This is a genomic window from Pacificoceanicola niger, from assembly GCF_048553275.1.
Taxonomy (GTDB): domain Bacteria; phylum Pseudomonadota; class Alphaproteobacteria; order Rhodobacterales; family Rhodobacteraceae; genus Pacificoceanicola.
Map to the genome: position 1 here is coordinate 63,969 of NZ_JBLZMW010000018.1, position 18,004 is coordinate 81,972.

Genomic DNA, 18,004 nt, shown 5'->3' on the forward strand with positions numbered 1-18,004 from the left:
GCAATTGCCCTCAGGTAATGATTGAGCGCGCTTGTTTCTCACTGATCCCGGTGGCGGAGCACATGCGGGGCGTCCCCTTCGCGAACAGCCCGCACCCGACATTTGGGCGTCTGGCCGTGATGCTGCAGTTCCGGCCCACGTACAGGACATTCGTTCCCCTGACGAGCTCTGCCGATGCGAAGATTTGGGGTTTCCGGGACCTTCCTGCCGTTCGCGGCACCTGCGATCCGACTAGGCACTGTCACCAAGCAAAGGCCATGGAGAGCAGCGCGGATTGCAGAGCTTTCGAGAAACTGACCTGCCGCGAGGGGCCTGCCTTTCAGCCCGTGACGGCCCATGTCGCCATCTGCGGCAACAGCGTGTCAAGGATCGCCTGAAACGCCGCGACGATGGCGGCCGGGGTGTCGTTGCTTGCCGTCAACTCGTTTTGGAACGCCCCCGTCTTGATCACCCGTTGATCGCTGTCGCGCAACAAGCTCAGACTGATGTCGACCTTGGTGGTCACGGCCTCCCCGGTGATCTCCACCTGAAATGCGTCGATGCGCGACAAAAGCGCCAGATCGGGCACTGGCCCCGCCTCGCTCGGCCCGACGTATCCCATTCGACCGGTTCCCGCGATCGAGCGGACCAGCAGGGATTGCACCAGAGCCGGCAATTCATCGGACCAGCGCGCATCGGGGAGGTAGGTAACCGCGGCGGCGCTTGGCTTCACCAGGATGCGGTCGGTTGCGACCGAAGCAGGCGCATTGGGCAATGCCACCAGCAACGACTGGCCCGATCTGCGCCCCGCGATCGCCCCTTCGGCGGGTGACAGATCATAGGTGTCCAGGGGGGCTGCCGCCTCGTTGATAGAGGACAGCGCGCTGCAACCGCCGAGGCTGGCAGCGGCGCCCAGGAGCGCAGCGCGGCGGGTAAGGGTCATGAACTGCATTTTGTCATCTCCGGTATTCGGGCACGCGGTCATCCAGAAGGAAACGTGCAGGATCTCTTTCAATGCGGCGCACCAGCGTTTCGAGGGATTTGACCAATGTGCGCGCCTCGGCGCTGAGGCGACCCAGCTCGTTCAGGCCATTTGCGGTGAAATTGCTTATGCCGGGTGCGGCGTCGGCGACCGTCGTCTGAACCTGTGCGACGACGTCATCCGCACGGTTGATCAACGCGCGCAGATCGGTGGAAATCTGAGGCAGATCGTTCGATATCTGGTTGGCCGCGCTGCCGATCTGATCTGTTGCCGCGCGAATATCGGACAGCACCGGGCCCAGATCCGCCGAGATCACCTCATCGGCACTGTTGAACGCTTTTTCCGCAGAGTTCAGCGCGCTGTCTGCCGCAACCAGGGAGCGGTCGATGCTGCCAAGCGTGATATTGGCCTGCTCAAACCAATCCGTGGCTGCGTTGACAGCCGTGCGCGTGTCATCCGTCAAGGGTGTCAGCCCTTCGGTGAAATCCGTGAGATCGCGCGCGGCCTTGTCCACGGCGACCGAGGCAGAAGAGACCGCGCTGCGGATATCGTCGACCACGGCGGGCACGTCCTGATCAATCACTGCCTCGATCTTGGAGATCGCGCTTTGCGCGCTGGCCAGAACCTGGCGCGCATCCGCCACCATCAGCGTGCCATCGCCCGCAACCAGCGAACTGAAGCTGTTGGACGCATTTGTTACGGAGGTAAAGGAGGTGCTGGCATCCGACAGCGTCTGCTCCAATTCCCGCAACCGCGCGTTCAGAAGGGCCGCCGTCTGATCGAACTCATCAAGCGTGGTGCCAGACCGTTCGGAGATGTCCGCAACCGCCTGGTTCAGCGCAGTCACCGTCTGCGATATCTGCGCGGCAATCTGCGGCACCTGATCGCGCATGAGGATCTCGGCCTCGGCAAAAGCGGCGCTCGCGCTGTCGAGCGCGGTATCTGTGGTGTCGATCGCCACCTTGGCCGAGTCGAATGCACCGGTTGCGGAGGCCAGCGTCTGGTCCACATTGCCGAGCGTCGTCTCGGCCGCCGCACCCAGCGTATCGAGACGTTCGCTGAAACCTGCGATCTGTTCGGTTGCATCAGCCACCGTCTCGGCGATCTGGGAAAAATCGGTCAGCGCGCGATCCAGCCCGCCGGAGGCATCGCTCAGGTTTGATAGAATGTTCTGCACATAAGCCTGGTTTTCCGGCCCCGCTATCTGCTGAAACTGCCTCAGAAGGTTGGTTGCCTCGGTGATCAGATCGGGCGCATCTTCGACCAGCTGCTGCACGGTCGAGCGGCGCGACGGAATGATGGGCGCCATATCGTTCTGGGATGTCAGTGGCGGCGCATCGGCGCTTTTGTTGGTCAGCGAGATGTAGGCGACCCCCGTCACGCCCGAGGAGCTGAGCTGCGCGACAGTATCTTCGCGCACCGGCGTGGTCGCATCGACCTCGATCCCGACATAGACCTTGGTCGAGTCCGGATCGTATATCCGCACTTCGATCACCCGGCCCACATTGATCCCGTTAAACACAACGTCACCCGACGAATCCAGCCCGGTTACATCGTCGAAGAGGATGCCATAATAGGCAAATTGCCGATCCAGCTGTACACTGGACAGCCACACGGCGAAGACAAGGCTCCCGATGATGCCGAGCAGCGTGAAAGCGCCGATCAGGATATAGTTTGCGCGGGTTTCCATCACGGCACCTTGTCATATTGATCGGGTTTCAGGGCAGCCCGGGCGCGGGGGCCGTGGAAATATTCGTGAACCCAGGGGTGATCCACCTCCATCAGTTCGGCCATGGTGCCGACCGCAAGCACCTTTTTCTCGGCCAGCACGGCGATACGATCGCAGATTGCATGCAGAGAGTCCAAATCATGCGTCACCAGAAACACGGTCAGCCCCAGCGTCGTCTGCAATTTGCGGATCAGCGTGTCGAAGGCAGCCGCGCCGATCGGGTCGAGCCCCGCCGTCGGTTCGTCCAGAAACACGATCTCGGGATCGAGTGCGATGGCCCGCGCAAACCCCGCCCGTTTGCGCATGCCACCCGAAAGCTCGGAAGGGAACTTGCTGTGCGCGACCTCTTCCAGCCCGACCATGCGCACCTTGATCCCGGCCAAGGTCTCGCGCAGCGCGTCAGGCAGGTCCAGTTGCTCGCGCATCGGGGCCTCGACATTCTGGCGCACGGTCAACGACGAGAAAAGCGCGCCATCCTGGAACATGACGCCCCAACGGCGGCGCAACTGTTTGTATTGCTCGGGTGGCGTGCCCTGAACGCTCTGGCCGAATACCTCGATGCTGCCGCTGTCTGGCTTCAGCAGACCGACGATCTGCTGCAGCAGGACCGATTTTCCCGTACCCGAGCCACCGACGATTCCGATGATTTCGCCCCGGCGCACATCTAGGTCCAGACCCTCATGCACCAGATGACTGCCAAAACCCTTGGTCAGGCCGCGCACTTTTATGATCGGCTCCGCATCGCTCATCAGATTCCTATCAGCGCAAAAACAACCGAGAAAATTGCATCCGCCACGATCACCATGAAGATCGAAAGCACAACAGAGGTCGACGTCAGCCGTCCCAGAGACTCGGCGTCGCCGCCTACCTTCAGCCCTTCATAGCAGCCTATGATCCCGATAATCATTGCAAAGAAGGGCGCCTTGATCATGCCCACCAAGAAGTGCCAGACATCCGTGTTGCTGACCAGCCGCGCCTGAAAGACGGCAGGTGACACGCCCAGCTCGATCCAGGACATGATGGCGCCCCCTATCAGGCCCGCCAAATCCGAGATCAACCCCAGAACCGGCAGCATCAGGATCAGCGCCAGCACCCGTGGCAGCACCAGGATATCAATGGGATCGAGACCGATCGTGCGCATCGCATCGACTTCCTCGCGCATCTTCATTGATCCGATGGCGGCCGTATAGGCCGAGCCGGAACGCCCCGCGACGATGATGGCGGTCAGCAGGATGCCTAATTCACGCAGCATTGAAATGGCAATGAGATCGACAACGAAAACCTCGGCCCCGAACTGGCGAAGCTGCACCGAGCCCTGAAAGGCCAGCACAACGCCGATCAGGAAAGACATCAGCGCGACGATTGGAATGGCGTTCCAACCGACCTCCTGCATGTGATGCACCAGCGAGGTCAGCCGCAGACGGCGGGGATGGATCACCATGCTGCCCAGAGCTGCGATGACCTGCCCGAGAAAGCTGATCAATTCGACGGCAATCCTCGCACTGGCAGCTGTTTTGCGACCCAGCCCCTCGACACGGTCTGCCAGCGACACGCGCCTCGCGGGTCCCGTATCCCGGGGCGGCATATTTCGGCGGACGACCTCGATCAACTGTTGTTGCATGTTGTCGGCGCCAAGGATCCGTACATCGTCCTTGCCATCGGTCATGCGCCTCTGCGCATCGACGATATACCACGCGCCGGCGGTATCCATTTGGATGACCTGCGCGATATCGATCGCCTGAGCCCCGTGGACGTCTTGCTTCAGGGTCGCGACCGTGTCGATCAGCAGACGCCCGGACAGAACCAGGCGGCCGTCTTCCAGCTTGGCGGTGGCGGCGACATCCGCTCCGTGGCGACGTGTCTGGTTGCGAGATGGAACCTCGCCTTGCTGAACCATTGCTTGCCTCCAACTCTTGTGGAAATCTGCGTCGCTGTCACCGGCAACCGCCATGCACTTGGGATGGTCAAGAGGCGCCACCCCCGCGCCGGGACCCTGTTCGCAAAGACTGAACGCAGCCGCCAAGCCAAGATAATAATCTGGTCTTCACGCGGCCTTCGAGATGGTGAAAGAAACACGAATGGCGGCAATGCAAAAGCCCCGACGCGGTGTTGTGCAAAAGATCAGCACCAGCCAAGGGGGTGTGAGGTGTTCAGTCCGGCATCCCGTGAACACGGCAACTCTTCTAACAGTGCATCAAATGAACAACCATTTATCCCGGTCACTTGTGAAAGGCTGGCTTAACACGATCGGCAATCGCGTTAAATGCTCTGCGCCCCGAAGCAGTCGATTGATTGGTCAGGGGACAGATTTGCGCTTCGGAGCTTAACAGTATTCGAGCATACTGTTCACTGTAAGGGAAAATACCCCTTCTCGACCTTGCCGGGAACCGGCTCTTTTTTGAATGTGGAAGAACGCGCGGCGTTTCTGGCCGTGGCGCGGAAACAGCCCGCCCGCGACGGCCTCCCTGATCGACACCGCCCTCTATCCTTCGCCCCCGGATCGCGGTTATTGGTGGGATGTGGCGGTTCGGGAAAGTGTCCGAACGCGCCGACGTGATCGAAGCCCGCGCGGCCTGCGAGGCCCGCATCAAGGAGCGCGCAACCTGATGAAACTGATCGACGTACAGCTTCCGTTCTTTCGGCCACTCTGGCGCCGGGTGGTGACAGTTGCGGTCTGTATCCTCTGGGCGCTTTTCGAGCTGAGCATGGGCAACAGCGGCTGGGCCCTGGCCTTTGGCGCAATCGGCCTGTACTGCGCTTATCAATTTTTCATCGCCTTCGATCCACCGTCGGATCCGGACGCGTAACGTCCTGACAGCGCAGAGACATAAGCGATCTGCTGCGCGCACCAACCGGCCCGCGCGGACGGCTTCACACCGTCCCGCGCAATAGCGCCAACGGGCCAAAGTTGTCCGCTTGGACCTGTTCAGCTGTGATCGTTACGCGTGGGGCGGTCGGGGTCAGGGGACGTAGCGCATGTGGGTCAGCACGCGCCTGTCCTCGATCGCGCAGGTTAAATCGAAGGTGGCCCCGCCCGGCAGGCGGTCGTGCAGATCGCCGGTAAGTGTGAGCCGGAGATGTGATGCGGTGGGCGGCGCGCCGAGCACCGCGGCCTCGAAGCCGAAGAAGCGGCCAACGGTGGGGTGCAGCGCCTTGAAGAGCGTTTCCTTGGCGGAAAAGCACAGGGTTGCGGCCTGATCTCGGGGCAGCGGGGAGGCGGCGATCATCGTGCGATCCTGCTCCTGTAGTACCAGTTTGTTCACGGACGCGAGGCTGCGACCGGAGAGGAAATGCTCGATGTCGATGCCGGGATAGCCTTGAGGTGATGGCAGAATCAGGCAGGCGCAGTGGCCGCCAGAATGGGTAATCGAGCCGTGCAGCCCATCCGGCCAGATCGGCGCGCGGTTGTCTGAAATTTCCACCGGGGCAGGGACGCGGCCCAAGGCCTGCTGTGCCGCCATGGCCAGCACGCGCCCGGCCAGAAATTCGCCGAGTCGCTTGGGCACCGCACGCTGCAGGCGCTCGGGGCGGCTTACGCCGAAGGTCTCGAAGAGGACCGGATCAAAGCGATCAAGATCAAAGGTCGCGCGGATCAGGACGCCGCCGCCGACGGCGCTCTGCCTTGCATCCCGCAGGAAGCCATCGGACAGCCGGGGCAGATCGGTCAGGAATGCGGCGGTCACGGGCTCAGCTCTTGCGGTTGGTCCAAAGCTCATAGAGTCGGGCGGCCTCTTGCGGATCGCGCTCTGATACCTTCTGGAAGTAGGCTTTCGAGGCCGCCTTGTCACCTATTTCCAACGCAGCCTGCGACATCAGGATCGCGCACCAGTCAGCGCACCAGTCCGGCAGGGCGCGCCTGCCATAGTCGGACCGGGCCAGATGCCGACGTGCGAGATCGAAATGCCCCGGCTCCTGCGCCGTGGCCGCATAGGCACAGCCACTGACAAAAACGAGCGCCTGCGCATCGTCGGTCTCTTCGCGCGCGCACATGGCCAGCGCCGCATCGAGCAGCTCGGCCCCGGCCCGGACGAAATGGCGCCCTTGGGCCGGGTCGGCATAGCTGCCGCCCTTCAGAAGCAGGATGCTGCCCTTGGTGCCAACGCCGACCCACGCGCCGCCGCTGCGGTCGATGTGGCCTTCGGCGATGGCGAGGGCGCGCGCGTAGGCGTCTGGGCGCTGTTCGAGAATGTCATGGAGCACTGAGAGCATGAGACGCTTTCATAAAGGGTTTCGGCTCAGCCGCGCAGTGTGGGCATCGCAGCAAGGGCATTCGGCGGCACCGTCACCGCAGGGATCGGGCTGTCCGCTAGCAAGGCCCCCTTGAGGTTGTGGCGCGCGCGCAGATCGTCAAGTATTTCATCGCTGACCTCGAACGAGGCGCAATAGACGGGGCGGCGACCATATTCATGGGCCGAGCCGTGCATATCGAATTTCAGACCGGCCCGGCGATAGACACGCGACATGCAGGCCTCGAAATTCGAGACAAGCCTGGAAATCCCAAGACCAACCGCCATTTCGCACAGCGCGACGAACAGCGTGTTGAACGCATCGGCGGCAGGCATATCGGGAAAGTCGCGGGCGAGTGCAGCCTCGTTGATGCACATGCGGGTGCCTTCCCAGATATCCGGCCGGACAAGGCCCTGATTTTGATTGTGCGTGGCATGGAACACGTCGTGCAGGAGGGTTGGCCCCGACGTGGGCAGCAGGCGAAGACCCCCATAGATTGTGCGCTGATCATCGCTGCACCAAATCAGGTAGGTGGCGCCGACATCGTCGTATTCATCGTATTCCATTTCGCCGTGAACCGGAACATCCCATTCGAGCTGATCAAAGAAAACACGTTTGCGCAGACGGAAAAAGGAGTCGCGAAGGTTGGCGTATTCAGCGTGTTGGTGCGGTTGGATCGAGATATACATCTGAGGCTCCCTGTGTTGATGCCTCGACGCTATCCCTCTAAATTTATTGCAATAATTCCCTCAAATGAGCGCATCATTTCGCGCCCCCACAAATGCGGGGTAGAAAGAAATTTTTTATCGTTCTACTGTCTATCCCCTTCGCGGTATCGAAGGACCTGGATACTCGCGTTTTCATTTCGCCCAGAAAATAGCCGAAACCCATTCACCAGAGTTGCCCGTTCCGTGTATCCCGGCAATTTTCCGTTAACGCAACCTAAAGGTTATTGACTCGAAAAGGCGCATCGCTGATCAACGTACAATCGCTCAGTGGAGGGTTGGTCATGATCAACACGGACAGCTTCATGGAATTACGCAGTGACATTGTACTTTCCGGGTCGGTTCAGGAATCGATTGCACTGCTGACGGATTACTTCGACGTCGAATATTTCACCCTGCATTTGTTTCGCAGCGGCAAGGAAGCGAACAACACGCCCTATGTGCGGACCAATTACCCCGATGGCTGGGTGGCGCAGTATCTGATGAACGATTATGTCAAGATCGACCCGGTTCTGGCGTATGCGAAAACCAACACCGCGCCGTTCTGCTGGTCCGAGATGACGCTTGGCCTGCCACAGATGCAGATGATGGGAAAGGCGCTGGCCGCCGGGGTCGGGCAGACCGGATTTTCCGTCACCCACATGGATCACGTCAACCGCCGCAGCATCCTGTCGTTCAATGCCAGAACCGCACCGGGCGGCGAGACCTGGAAGCCGTTCATTGCCGCCAATGAGGCGGCGCTGCGCGGGCTGTCGGAAGATCTGCACATGAAGGCGCTGGCCGAAATTTTCAGCGAACAGGAAGATCTGCCCCAGCTTTCCCCGCGCGAGAGCGAATGCCTGAAATGGACGGCGGAGGGCAAGGCGCATACGGAGATCGCCATCATCCTCGGCCTGTCCGAGCATACGGTGCGCAGCTATCTGAAAGTGGCACGGATCAAGCTCGACAGCGTATCTCTGGCGCAGGCAGTGGCGAAGGCGTCGTCGATGGGGCTGATCTGAATTACGCATAGCTCGGGGCCTTCAGGCGCGCGGCGATTTGGGCGACGGCTGTGGCTGCGACTTCGCTTGACCCGCTGAACAATGCGAAATCATGCGGCAGGCCGGGGTGTACGATCACCTCGGCCTTTGCCATTTGCGCATAGTGGCGGGCCTGCGGGGCGAGGATGTCGGCCTGTGCGATGTGAACGATCGTTTCGGGCAGGTACATTGGCGCGGCCCCGAGCGGCGCAATAAAGCCGTAGAACCAATCCATCATGTCGGTGTCGAGGAAATGGCCGCTGCCGTGCGGATCGCCGGGATCAGTGGCCAGCGCGGTGACCGGGTAGAGCAGGTGCAGCGCGTCGATGCGGCTGCCGAAAATCCGCGCGAGATGCGCCGCGAGCAGGCCGCCAACACTATCCCCGGCCAGGATGATGCGCGCGGCGGGATCGGCAGCAAGCAGCGTTTGCAGCGAGAGGCCGAGGTGGGCAAGGATCTGCTGCGCCGGGGTTTCGGGCGCTTTGGGGTAATCGAGGGCGAGCACCTCAAACCCGGTCTGCGCGGCGATTTGCCCGAGGAGGGCGCTGAACACCTCCGTATCGTAGTAGACCAGGCCGCCGCCGTGGATATAGATCAGCCGATCCGGCCCGGCACCCGCCGGAGTAATGCGACGGCCAAAGGCGGTTTTCTCGATGGTGACGCCATCCGGGATGGCGGGCGCATGGCGGGCAACCCATCTCGCGGCGGCGGCACGGCCAAAATCTTCGGCGCTGCGCGGATCGCCCTTGGTGACAAAGCGGCGAAGCGCAGCGAGTTTGCGGAAATCGGGATGCATGGGCGGCTCCTGTCAGGCGGCGGCGCAGGCGGGCGCGGCGATGGGTTTCAGCGTGAAGCTCTGCGGATTGGCCTCGCGGTGGGTATCAAAGCGCATCGGGCCCAAAACGGTGTCATGCAGCGGGCCGCCTTGTGCGGCGATCTGCAGCGCGGCGATGGTTTCCCAAAAATATGTGCCGGGCGTGCCGCCATGGGCCGTCTGGATGCTTTGCGCGACGCGGCCGCGCGGTTGGGCCCGCAGAGCGCCGACGTCGACTCGCGTTCGTGTCAGATCAAGGCCCACGGCGGTGAGATCCGCTCCCAGAGAGGGCGCATCGGCGTCGTCGGTGAGAATGATGCGCGGCGCGGCGATTGCGGCGGCGCGGTTGAGCACGGCTTTGTACAGCCCGGAAATGAGCACCGTCTGCGGCGGGTCCTGCGGCATGAAGGCGGGGTTGGCGCGAACCGCCTGCACCACGCTGTCACCATGCGCAGAGCCGTCGGAGAGGGCGGTATGGATCGGGGCGGCAATGGCCTTGCAGAGCCAATCAACATAGGCGGTATCGTGGTCGCAGACGCGAAAGGTGGTGGCGTTGCGCGTCAGATCGCGGCGCGTGGCGGCGGGCAGGAACAGCGGCAGATTGGCGGCGGCATAGAGCGGCGCGGCGACCTGCGCGGCAGAGGAGGCGAAGTGCCCGACAACGGCATCGGGGCGAAAACCAAGGATCTGTCTGACGGCGGTGGCGGCGCCCTCGGCACTGGCCTTGTCATCGAAGAGGGTAACCTGCACGCCGGGGGGCAGGGCGTGGGCCTGCGCCAGCTCGACCGCGCGCAGAAAGCCGGGCGTGTGGATGGAGATCGCGGGATCGAGGCAGGCGACACAGGCGATGCGGATCATAGCGCGCCCCTTTCTTTCCAGGTGCTGACAAGGGTTTGCGCCAGAGCGGGGATGTATTTCGCGCCGCGCCCGGAAAAGCCGCAGAACGCGCCGGTGCGCGCGGCGCCCGGTTCCTGAAGCAGGGGCAGGAAATCGGCGGTGTACCCGTCATGGCCAACGTGGCAGGCGAGCGGATCATAGGCGTCGCTGTTCAGAAGGCCGCGGCGGTGCGCAGTGTTTTCCGCCATCGCCGTTGCGGTGTCGACCGCCAGCGCGTCCGGCATGGCGGCAAGGGACGGGGCGGCCCCTCCGACATAGAAATGGCCGGGCTGTCCGGGGCGCAGGTAACATCCGGCCTCTTCGTCGATCAGGCACAGGTTTGGATGGGCGTCGGCCTCGCAGGTATAACTGCTGAGCACGATGGAGCGGGTCTCGATGGCCTGCGGGCGATCGAGCAGGTGCGGCGCGGCACCGGTGGCGACGATGACGCGGCGCGCATTGAGCGCGCCAAAGCCGGTCTCGACGCGCATATGGCCGGACTGCGGCACCACGCGCAGCACGCGCACCCCTTCGATGACCCCGGCCCCCATGGATTGGGCACGGTCGCTCAGGGCGCGGGCGGCGACGCGCGGGTTGATGTGGCCCGCCTTGGGCTCCCAGATGGCCATGCGGGCCTGCGCCGCAAAGCGAGGATTGAGCGCGGGGCAGCGCTCCGCGATTTCCCCGGCACAGGCCAGGCGCATGCCAAAGGCCTGATTGCCCATGCGGGCGAGGAAGGCCTCGGCGGCGGGGATGTTCTCTTCCTTGAGGAAATAGGCGAGGCCAATGGGTGCGTAGACTTCGGGATTGTCAGCACCGAACGCCTCCCAGAAGGCCAGCCCGGCGGCGGCGTATTCGGCCAGCTCCGGCTGCGGGTCATAGACCCGGACCATGCCGCGCGAATGGGCGGTGGCCCCGGCGCCGCCCACCACCTTTTCCTCCAGCATCACGGCAGCGAGGCCGTTTTGCTGGCAGGCATAGAGCAGGGAGGCTCCGGACAGCCCGCCGCCGATGATGACGACGTCTTCCATCACGCGGTTTCCAGGGCGGGCGCGGTGCGTGCGGCTTCGGCGGCCTGATATCGTGCCACGTCCTCGCTGCTCCACCAGACGGTGTAGAAGTGAAAGGGCGTGTCGGTGCTGTTGCGGATGAAATGGTCCATTCCGCGCGGGATCATCACGATGTCTCCCTGTTTGATGCGGCTGGACTTGCCGTCGAGAACCACCTCGGCCTCGCCTTGGATGGCGATGAACATCTCGTCCTCGTCAGCGGGGGAATTGACATGGGCCAGCGTGTCATCGCCGGGGCGCACGATGCAGTAGCCGCCGCCAAACGGGGGCGCGATGCCGTCCCAGGGGAAGGTGCGGATGCCATCGAGACCATATTCGTAATGCAGTTTGTCGGGGGAGAAGCGGCGAATGAGATCCATGGGTCAGGCGGCTTTCTTTTGGAAAGTGGAGAGGAGGGTGATGAACTGGGCGAGAGTCTGCGGCGGTTCGACCCCGTCGAGCGCGGTTTCGAGATCCGCGCCATAGCGCTCGGCGAAGTCCATGATCAGGTCGACGACCATCAGGCTGTCGATGCCAAGATCGGCCAGCCCGGTGCCGGGATCGCGCAGCGCGTTGGCGTCGATATCCGGACGGCGGGCAAGGATTTCCCCGGTCAGGGAATGGTGGATGAGATCATTCGGCATGGGCTTTGTCTCCTGTCAGGGCTTGGATCGTGCCATCTTTCGCGATGTGGAACGTGGCGGCTGTGCTGCCTGTGACCGCCGTGCGCAGCCTCTGCATCAGCGTCTTTTCGTCAGTCTTGCCGCTGGCGCTCAGGGTGACGTCGGCGCCCTGCGCCAAAATGGTCGGGCGCATGTAGGAAGGCAGGTTGAGTGCGAGATACCGGCGCAGCCGGGGCAGCGCTTCGGCATCGTCGGAGAAGGCAATGAGCGCGATTTCGGTGTCGCGGCGCTCGACAAGGCCGATGGCGACACGGTCGATACCGGGTAGGGACAGCGCCATCTGCCGGATTTCGCCGAGGTGGATACGCTTGCCCTTGAGTTTGACTTCGTCGTCGCGGCGGCCGGTGAACTGGATCGTGCCATCGGGCAGACGGCGGCAGATGTCGCCGGAGCGATAATAGCGCAGGCCGCCACGTTCGAAGATCACCGCGGCGGTGAGGTCCTGCCGCTCGAAATAGCCGCGCATGACGAGCGGCCCGCCGATGCACAGCTCGCCTTCGTCCGCGTCCCGGCCAGCCTCATCGAGCAGAAGCAGGGAGACATCACGCAGGGGCGTGCCGATGGGAAAGCTGCTCTCGCGCCCTGCATCGGCTTGCCGGATGTGGTGGCAGAGACAGACGATGGTCGCCTCTGTCGGTCCATAGGCGTTGATGATGCGCGCCTCCGGCAGGGCAGAAACCCATTGGTTGATGATCTTGGGATCGCAGACCTCCGCCCCGGTCATGACCATTTCAAGATCCGGAAAGGACGAGGCCGCGATGCTTTGCAGGGGTGTCGAGATCAGCGTCAGGATCGTGGAGACGGCGATCATATGGGTGATCTCCTGACTGGCGATGATCTTGCGGATGATCGCACCCATATAGAGGCCGCGATATTGGTAGCTGAAGGCGCCGAGGGCGAGCGGCAGCAGGGTGTCCTCGATGGAGACATCGAAGTGGAAGGGGGCAAAGCTGAGCACACGGGAGCGGGGCGTAAATTGCAGCACCGCGTTGTGCGCCACAAAATAGTGCGAGAGGTTTTCATGCGTGATTTCAACACCCTTCGGCGTGCCGGTGCTACCCGAGGTGAAGATGATATAGGCAAGATCCTGCGGCCCGCGCGGCGGGATTTGCCATGGTGCGGGCGCGGTTTCGGCATGGATGAGGCTGTCGATGTCCTCCGGCTGGATCACCGGGCATAGGCCGGCGGCGTAGGGTTTTTCCAGAGCCAGCACGCAGGCGGGCCGGATGCGGGCGATCAGGGCATCGAGCCGTGCCATCGGCGCGTCCTGATCAAGCGGGACATAGACCGCGCCGCATTTCCAGATGGCCAGGGCCAGCGCGGGCATGAGCGCGGACTTCGTGGCGATGACCGCGACGCGGTCGCCGGGATCTGTGCCGAGACTGCGCAGGCGGGCGGCAATGCGCCACGCCAGAGCGTCGAGCTGGGCAAAGGTCAGCGTCTGCTTGCCGTCGGTGATGGCGGTTCGGTCCGGGCTGTGCTCAAGGCCGTAGGCGAGCAGGTTGCCAAGGTTGAACAGGCCGGTGTCCGGTTCGGGAACGGATTGGAAGGTCATGCGACGGCCCTTTCGTCCATGAGGCCGGGAACGCGGCGGGTGAAGCGTTGCTTTGGCAATTCGCGTGCGCCGATGTGGCGATAGAAGCCGAGGCCAAGCGCATTGTCCGGGGGGGTTTGCCACTCGATGGCCGGGATGCCGCGGTCTGCGGCAAAGGCGTCGAGCGTTTCCATCATCTGCTTACCGAGGCCGAGGCCACGGGCGGCCTCCGACAGGTATAGACAATCGAGATAGAGGAAGGCGGCGGCGTTCCATGTGGAGTAGTCCACGGTGGCACTCATATAGCCGATCAGGCGCTCCTCCTCTTCGGCGACCCAGATCAGCAGGCGGGTGCCGTGACCGAAGGCGAGCCGTTCCAGCCCGTCGCGGTTCTGGAAACCACCGGGAAAAGGGAAGCCTTCGTAGGCGGCATGGGCCTCGATCAGCGAGACCAGCTGCGGCATGTCGGTTGGTTTTGCGGCGCGGATCATCAAACGTACCCCTCGAAGCCAAGAGACAGGTAATCGGCAAGCACGGCGTCGGAGAGCTCGGCGGGCTTGCGCTCAAGCACGGAGCGGACCCAGAGATCGCGCTCGTATTTGTAGATCTCCAGCTCCCAGACGCAGGTGATGACGTTCAGGTGGTCGAGGCTTTCCATCTTTGGTTCGGCGCTGTCGAATTCGTCGATCAGAAAAGCCTTCAGCCGCAGCATGTTGGCGTCGTACCACGTATTGGTCAGCGTATAGAGACCGTCGCCGGCCCAGTGCAGAATGCCGAAACCGACCTTGTGATCCTCTTCCAGCGCTGGATCGGGCAGACCCTTTGCGAGCAGTTCGACGATCTTTTCGGCGGGCGGGGCCGGGGGTGCCCCGAAGGCGGGCGCGACCAGGGAATAGACCTTCAGCTTGTGATCGCCGACGGCGTGTGTGCCGAGAAAAGAGACCCGGCGCGGGGCGTATTCAAACGGGTTCATGGGTCTTCCTTTCGGTCTTCAGAGCAGCGAGGCCTGGCATGATCGGCGCGGCGATCTCCGCGAGGGTGGCAAAACCTGCGGGCTGGTCGGGTTTCGGGGCTTGGGTAATGGCGTCATAGAGCGCCATGATCGCGCGGGCCTGTTTCTGCATGGAGAAATCTGCCGGGGCCTGCGCGGCCTTCGCGGCGCGGGTGGCGGGGTGGCCTTGCCATGTCGCGGTCGGCGCGGCGGCGGCCTGGATGGCGGCATTCATCGGCAGATAGACCTCCGTCACCCATGTCTTGAAGGCGGCCAGCGAGAAATTCTCGACCTGCTCTTCGGGGGCGTTCAGCGCGGTGAAAAGGCGGATGGCATCGAGCGGATATTGCCCGGTGACGTCCTTGATCCAGATGGCATTTCCCCGGCTGGTGGAAAAATCGCTCCCGTCGAGTTTCAGGAACCGATTGGTGAGGAAAGTGCCGACCTGGGGCCCGTCCGGATCGCAGACCTGCTGCACCCCGTATGCGACCGCATGGCTGTAGGAGCAATCGAAGCCGAGGAAGTGGATCAGCTCCGTCGAGGGCGACCACCAATCGGCAAAGCGACCCTTTTTCGGGGCGTCCTCAAGGTGCGCCTTGATCGCGGCGCGATAACCGGCAAGCCCCATGAACCAGGTGTGCACCGGCGCATTGCCGAAACGGGCGACGGGCAGCCCCGCGTCGCCGGGGCGGGTGATCGGCCAAGTGTCACCGGTGTCCGCCAGCGTCCGGGCGAGGTAGTCTCGCAGATCGGAGCGCATCGGACGCTTTGCGTGGCGTTTGGCCAGTTCGGGGAAGTGACGGCCAAGATGCCAGACTTCTGCCGGCTGCGCCGTCAGGCTCATGGGCGTGCCGCAGTTGATGCAGGTGACGTCCGTCATGAGCGCCGGATCGGGCTTGCCCGCGCAGGCCTCGCATTGCGAGGCGTCCGAACTTTCACCGCAGTGGTTGCAGCCGCCCCGGCCCCAGGCCTCATGGCCCCATTTCTCGCAGGACGGGCAGCGGTGGACCTGCACGGTTTCCCGGCTGAGATCGCTCGACACGCAATCAAGGTAATGATTGACGCTCTCGGCGAACCACGGGTTGCCGCCGGAGATCGGGAAGGCGTCGAAATCAACGCCCGCCAGATCGGCGGAGAGCGTGATCGCCCGCTGCATCAGGGCGGCATACGCCCCGGGATCGCGGCCGATGGCCTCTGCCTTGCGCGGCATGTAGCTTTGGTAGTCGTCGGAGTAGCAGACCATCAGAACCTCGTGGCCCTGTGCGATCAGCCCGCGCCGCATCACATCGGCGGCCATGAACGGCCCCGACAGGTGCCCCAGATGCAGATCGCCGTTCGGGGTCGGCGGGGTGACGGTAACGATGTAACGGCTCATCTCAGGCCACCTTTCTCAGGGCGCCATCCGGCGCGGTTTCACCCATCAGAAAGCCGATCATTCCGGCGATGAACTTCGGGTCGGAATAGAGCGACAGGTGGGTTGCTTCCTTCTCCACATGCAGGCGCGCACCGGGGATCACGCAGGAGGCGTCATAGCTGCCACGCGGATGGGCGGTGATATCCGAGGCACCGGTGAACAGCGCCGTGGGCGACTTGATCTCCGGCAGCCAGTCCATCGGGTCCTCCTTGATGAAGGCGCGGATGAGCCGGGCATAGCGGAAGACCTGATCGGGGTTTGCGGTCAGCCCCTGCACGATATGTTTCTCATGCGGGAGAGTGACGGACATGGCCTCTTCGGCCTTGCTCGCGATGTCGCGGGTGAAGAGGCGCACCATGGCGGAGCGATCCTCCTTGAAGACCGAATTATAGAGCACCCTGGCGATGGCCTGGCTCACGGCGACCTTGGGCATGATCGACTTGAGGTTCTTCTGGAACAGGGTCAGCGCGGCCTTGCGGTGCATGAAACTGCCGTTGATCAGGGCGAGTTTGGTGATCCGCTTCGGGGCCTTCGCGGCGATGTGGCTGGCCACGACAGCGCCGGTGCTCCAGCCCATCAGGTGCATGGTGCGAATGCCAAGCGCGGCGCAGATCAGCTCCCAATCGTCATAGTGATCACCCATGGCAAGGCCAGTTTCCGAGGCGAGGTCAAAACCCCGGTCCGGCAGGCCCCGGCAATCCCATGTGACGGTGTTGAAACCCTTTTTCGACAATGACGTGATCAGCGGGTGCAGCGCGTTTGCGGGCATGCCGTAGGCGTTGACAAGCACCACGGTTTCGCGCGCCTCGGCAAAATCGCGATTGACGTAGGCCACCACAGGCCCGCCGCTGGCGCGTTGCAGGTGGATCATCTGCATATGATCCATGAGCGCGCCATGCCGGGCCTCGTTGCACGCGGCTTCGATCAGGTTGAGCACGTCGATGTCATAGACCTTGTCGGCCTCGTCCAGCGTCTCGCCGGTAAAAACCTTGCGATTGGTGGCCAGCGTGTAGGGCGCGAAGAAGGCGAGCGCGTCGTTCAGCGCCCGATCCGGCGCGGCGATGCGCGCGGGGTCCTCGGTGCAGAAGAGGCGCAGGGAGAGGCGGTCACGCAGCGAGGCGACGATCGTGCTGACGGCCACGTTGGAGCCGCCGATGAAACGGGTCTTCACACCGGGGGCTTGTGTCGTCTCTGCGATCTCGGCCATCATCACGTCGATGACGCGGTCGATGTAGACAAGGTTCAGATCGCCTTTGCCGCACAGCAGGCTGACCTTCGCCGGGGTTTCGGATTGCGCCAGTTTGCGCGCTTTTCGTGCCAACAGGCGGATGACGCCGTAGAGCGCACTGGTCGATCCGGCGGGCAGCTTGCTGGCGCGAGCGCCGACGATGATGGTCGGGCGCAGGATCGACAGGCGCCAGCCCTGCGCCCCGGCGGCCTGTGTCAGGATCGCCTCGGCCTCGGCCTTGCTCTGCTCATAGCGGTTGTTGAAAGCGGTGCCGATGGCCGGATCGCTCACATCACAGGTGCTTTCGCCCTTGCCGGTGACATAGGCGGTGGAGAGGTAGCGCACCGTCTTGACGTTCAGCGTTTCGGCGAGCGTGGCGAGGGCGCGGGCCGAGACCGGGTTATCGGTGGCCTTCTCGGGCGAGAGTTCGGAGGCGATGTGCCATATTTCGCTGATCTTCGCTGTTTTCAAAGCGGACTGTACGTCCGGCGACAAGCCAAACAGGGGCGCGGTCACGTCACCTTCGAGGATTGTCACGGATTTCGCCAGCGCGGCGGGAGTCGCGTCAGAGCGGTTCACCGCGTGCATGGCCCTTGCAAGGGCGCGTTCGAGCCGCTCGGCCGGGGCCTGCGGTCCGGGGCGTTGCAGGCTGAAGACTGTGCGCCCGGCTAGGGCCTCGGAGCGCAACAGCCGTGCGAGAAAGCTCGATCCGACGAATCCGGTGGCGCCGGTGATGAGGATGGACATGGGGAAG

At 63.1% G+C, this 18,004-nt stretch carries 19 protein-coding genes; 2 read left to right on the forward strand and 17 right to left on the reverse strand.

Annotated elements, in window-relative coordinates; genetic code table 11:
• Positions 1-319: 319 nt before the first annotated feature.
• Genes ACN2XU_RS19715 through ACN2XU_RS19730 form a run of 4 tightly spaced genes read right to left on the reverse strand, consistent with a single transcriptional unit; the run spans position 320 to position 4,587 of the window.
• Positions 320-994 carry an ABC-type transport auxiliary lipoprotein family protein gene (locus ACN2XU_RS19715; RefSeq protein WP_419412059.1) on the reverse strand — a complete coding sequence of 225 codons (675 nt, stop codon included), beginning with the start codon at positions 992-994 and terminating at the stop codon, positions 320-322.
• Positions 936-2,651, reverse strand: a complete 1,716-nt coding sequence (locus ACN2XU_RS19720; protein WP_419412060.1) for an MlaD family protein — start codon at positions 2,649-2,651, stop codon at positions 936-938. Before ACN2XU_RS19720 ends, ACN2XU_RS19715 begins: the two co-directional genes overlap by 59 nt.
• Entirely contained in the window at positions 2,651-3,439 is a 789-nt protein-coding gene (locus tag ACN2XU_RS19725) for an ABC transporter ATP-binding protein (RefSeq protein WP_419412061.1), read from the reverse strand. Before ACN2XU_RS19725 ends, ACN2XU_RS19720 begins: the two co-directional genes overlap by 1 nt.
• Positions 3,439-4,587 (reverse strand): ABC transporter permease, encoded by a 1,149-nt coding sequence (locus ACN2XU_RS19730; RefSeq protein ID WP_419412062.1) that lies wholly within the window; start codon positions 4,585-4,587, stop codon positions 3,439-3,441. The genes ACN2XU_RS19725 and ACN2XU_RS19730 overlap by 1 nt, the downstream gene beginning before the upstream one ends.
• Before the next feature lie 709 nt (positions 4,588-5,296).
• Between ACN2XU_RS19730 and ACN2XU_RS19735 the strand changes: the two genes are divergently transcribed.
• A complete protein-coding gene (locus tag ACN2XU_RS19735) occupies positions 5,297-5,497 on the forward strand; it encodes a hypothetical protein (protein WP_419412063.1) in 201 nt (66 codons plus the stop codon).
• A gap of 153 nt (positions 5,498-5,650) precedes the next feature.
• On the opposite strand, the gene ACN2XU_RS19740 is transcribed toward ACN2XU_RS19735, so the two are convergent.
• From ACN2XU_RS19740 to ACN2XU_RS19750, 3 genes are read right to left on the reverse strand one after another with little or no spacing between them, the layout of a single operon-like run.
• Positions 5,651-6,373 carry a 4'-phosphopantetheinyl transferase family protein gene (locus ACN2XU_RS19740; protein ID WP_419412064.1) on the reverse strand — a complete coding sequence of 241 codons (723 nt, stop codon included), beginning with the start codon at positions 6,371-6,373 and terminating at the stop codon, positions 5,651-5,653.
• A gap of 4 nt (positions 6,374-6,377) precedes the next feature.
• A complete protein-coding gene (locus tag ACN2XU_RS19745; protein ID WP_419412065.1) occupies positions 6,378-6,899 on the reverse strand; it encodes a hypothetical protein in 522 nt (173 codons plus the stop codon).
• Between the two features lie 26 nt (positions 6,900-6,925).
• Positions 6,926-7,606, reverse strand: a complete 681-nt coding sequence (locus ACN2XU_RS19750; protein WP_419412066.1) for an acyl-homoserine-lactone synthase — start codon at positions 7,604-7,606, stop codon at positions 6,926-6,928.
• Between the two features lie 320 nt (positions 7,607-7,926).
• Here ACN2XU_RS19750 and ACN2XU_RS19755 point away from each other — a divergent pair, with 320 nt between their 5' ends.
• On the forward strand, positions 7,927-8,643 hold the full coding sequence (locus tag ACN2XU_RS19755; RefSeq protein WP_419412067.1) for a helix-turn-helix transcriptional regulator: 717 nt from the start codon (positions 7,927-7,929) through the stop codon (positions 8,641-8,643).
• Position 8,644: 1 nt separating this feature from the next.
• Here the strand turns inward: ACN2XU_RS19755 and ACN2XU_RS19760 are convergent, their stop codons facing one another.
• The 10 genes from ACN2XU_RS19760 to ACN2XU_RS19805 are packed head-to-tail and all read right to left on the reverse strand — an operon-like array spanning position 8,645 to position 17,997.
• On the reverse strand, positions 8,645-9,457 hold the full coding sequence (locus ACN2XU_RS19760; protein ID WP_419412068.1) for an alpha/beta hydrolase fold domain-containing protein: 813 nt from the start codon (positions 9,455-9,457) through the stop codon (positions 8,645-8,647).
• A 12-nt stretch (positions 9,458-9,469) separates the two neighbouring features.
• Entirely contained in the window at positions 9,470-10,333 is an 864-nt protein-coding gene (locus ACN2XU_RS19765; RefSeq protein ID WP_419412069.1) for a type 1 periplasmic-binding domain-containing protein, read from the reverse strand.
• Complete coding sequence (locus tag ACN2XU_RS19770; protein ID WP_419412070.1) at positions 10,330-11,382, reverse strand: NAD(P)/FAD-dependent oxidoreductase; 1,053 nt, start codon at positions 11,380-11,382, stop codon at positions 10,330-10,332. Before ACN2XU_RS19770 ends, ACN2XU_RS19765 begins: the two co-directional genes overlap by 4 nt.
• Positions 11,382-11,780: a cupin domain-containing protein gene (locus ACN2XU_RS19775; RefSeq protein WP_419412071.1), complete on the reverse strand. Its 399-nt coding sequence runs from the start codon at positions 11,778-11,780 to the stop codon at positions 11,382-11,384. Before ACN2XU_RS19775 ends, ACN2XU_RS19770 begins: the two co-directional genes overlap by 1 nt.
• Positions 11,781-11,783: 3 nt before the next feature.
• The gene (locus ACN2XU_RS19780; protein WP_419412072.1) at positions 11,784-12,044 is read right to left on the reverse strand and encodes an acyl carrier protein; all 261 of its coding nucleotides are present in this window, start codon (positions 12,042-12,044) and stop codon (positions 11,784-11,786) included.
• On the reverse strand, positions 12,034-13,638 hold the full coding sequence (locus tag ACN2XU_RS19785; protein WP_419412073.1) for an amino acid adenylation domain-containing protein: 1,605 nt from the start codon (positions 13,636-13,638) through the stop codon (positions 12,034-12,036). The genes ACN2XU_RS19780 and ACN2XU_RS19785 overlap by 11 nt, the downstream gene beginning before the upstream one ends.
• Positions 13,635-14,108 carry a GNAT family N-acetyltransferase gene (locus tag ACN2XU_RS19790; protein ID WP_419412074.1) on the reverse strand — a complete coding sequence of 158 codons (474 nt, stop codon included), beginning with the start codon at positions 14,106-14,108 and terminating at the stop codon, positions 13,635-13,637. Before ACN2XU_RS19790 ends, ACN2XU_RS19785 begins: the two co-directional genes overlap by 4 nt.
• On the reverse strand, positions 14,108-14,590 hold the full coding sequence (locus ACN2XU_RS19795) for a hypothetical protein (protein ID WP_419412075.1): 483 nt from the start codon (positions 14,588-14,590) through the stop codon (positions 14,108-14,110). The genes ACN2XU_RS19790 and ACN2XU_RS19795 overlap by 1 nt, the downstream gene beginning before the upstream one ends.
• Complete coding sequence (locus ACN2XU_RS19800; RefSeq protein ID WP_419412076.1) at positions 14,577-15,983, reverse strand: class I tRNA ligase family protein; 1,407 nt, start codon at positions 15,981-15,983, stop codon at positions 14,577-14,579. Before ACN2XU_RS19800 ends, ACN2XU_RS19795 begins: the two co-directional genes overlap by 14 nt.
• Before the next feature lies 1 nt (position 15,984).
• Positions 15,985-17,997, reverse strand: a complete 2,013-nt coding sequence (locus ACN2XU_RS19805; protein ID WP_419412077.1) for an alpha/beta fold hydrolase — start codon at positions 17,995-17,997, stop codon at positions 15,985-15,987.
• Positions 17,998-18,004: the final 7 nt, after the last annotated feature.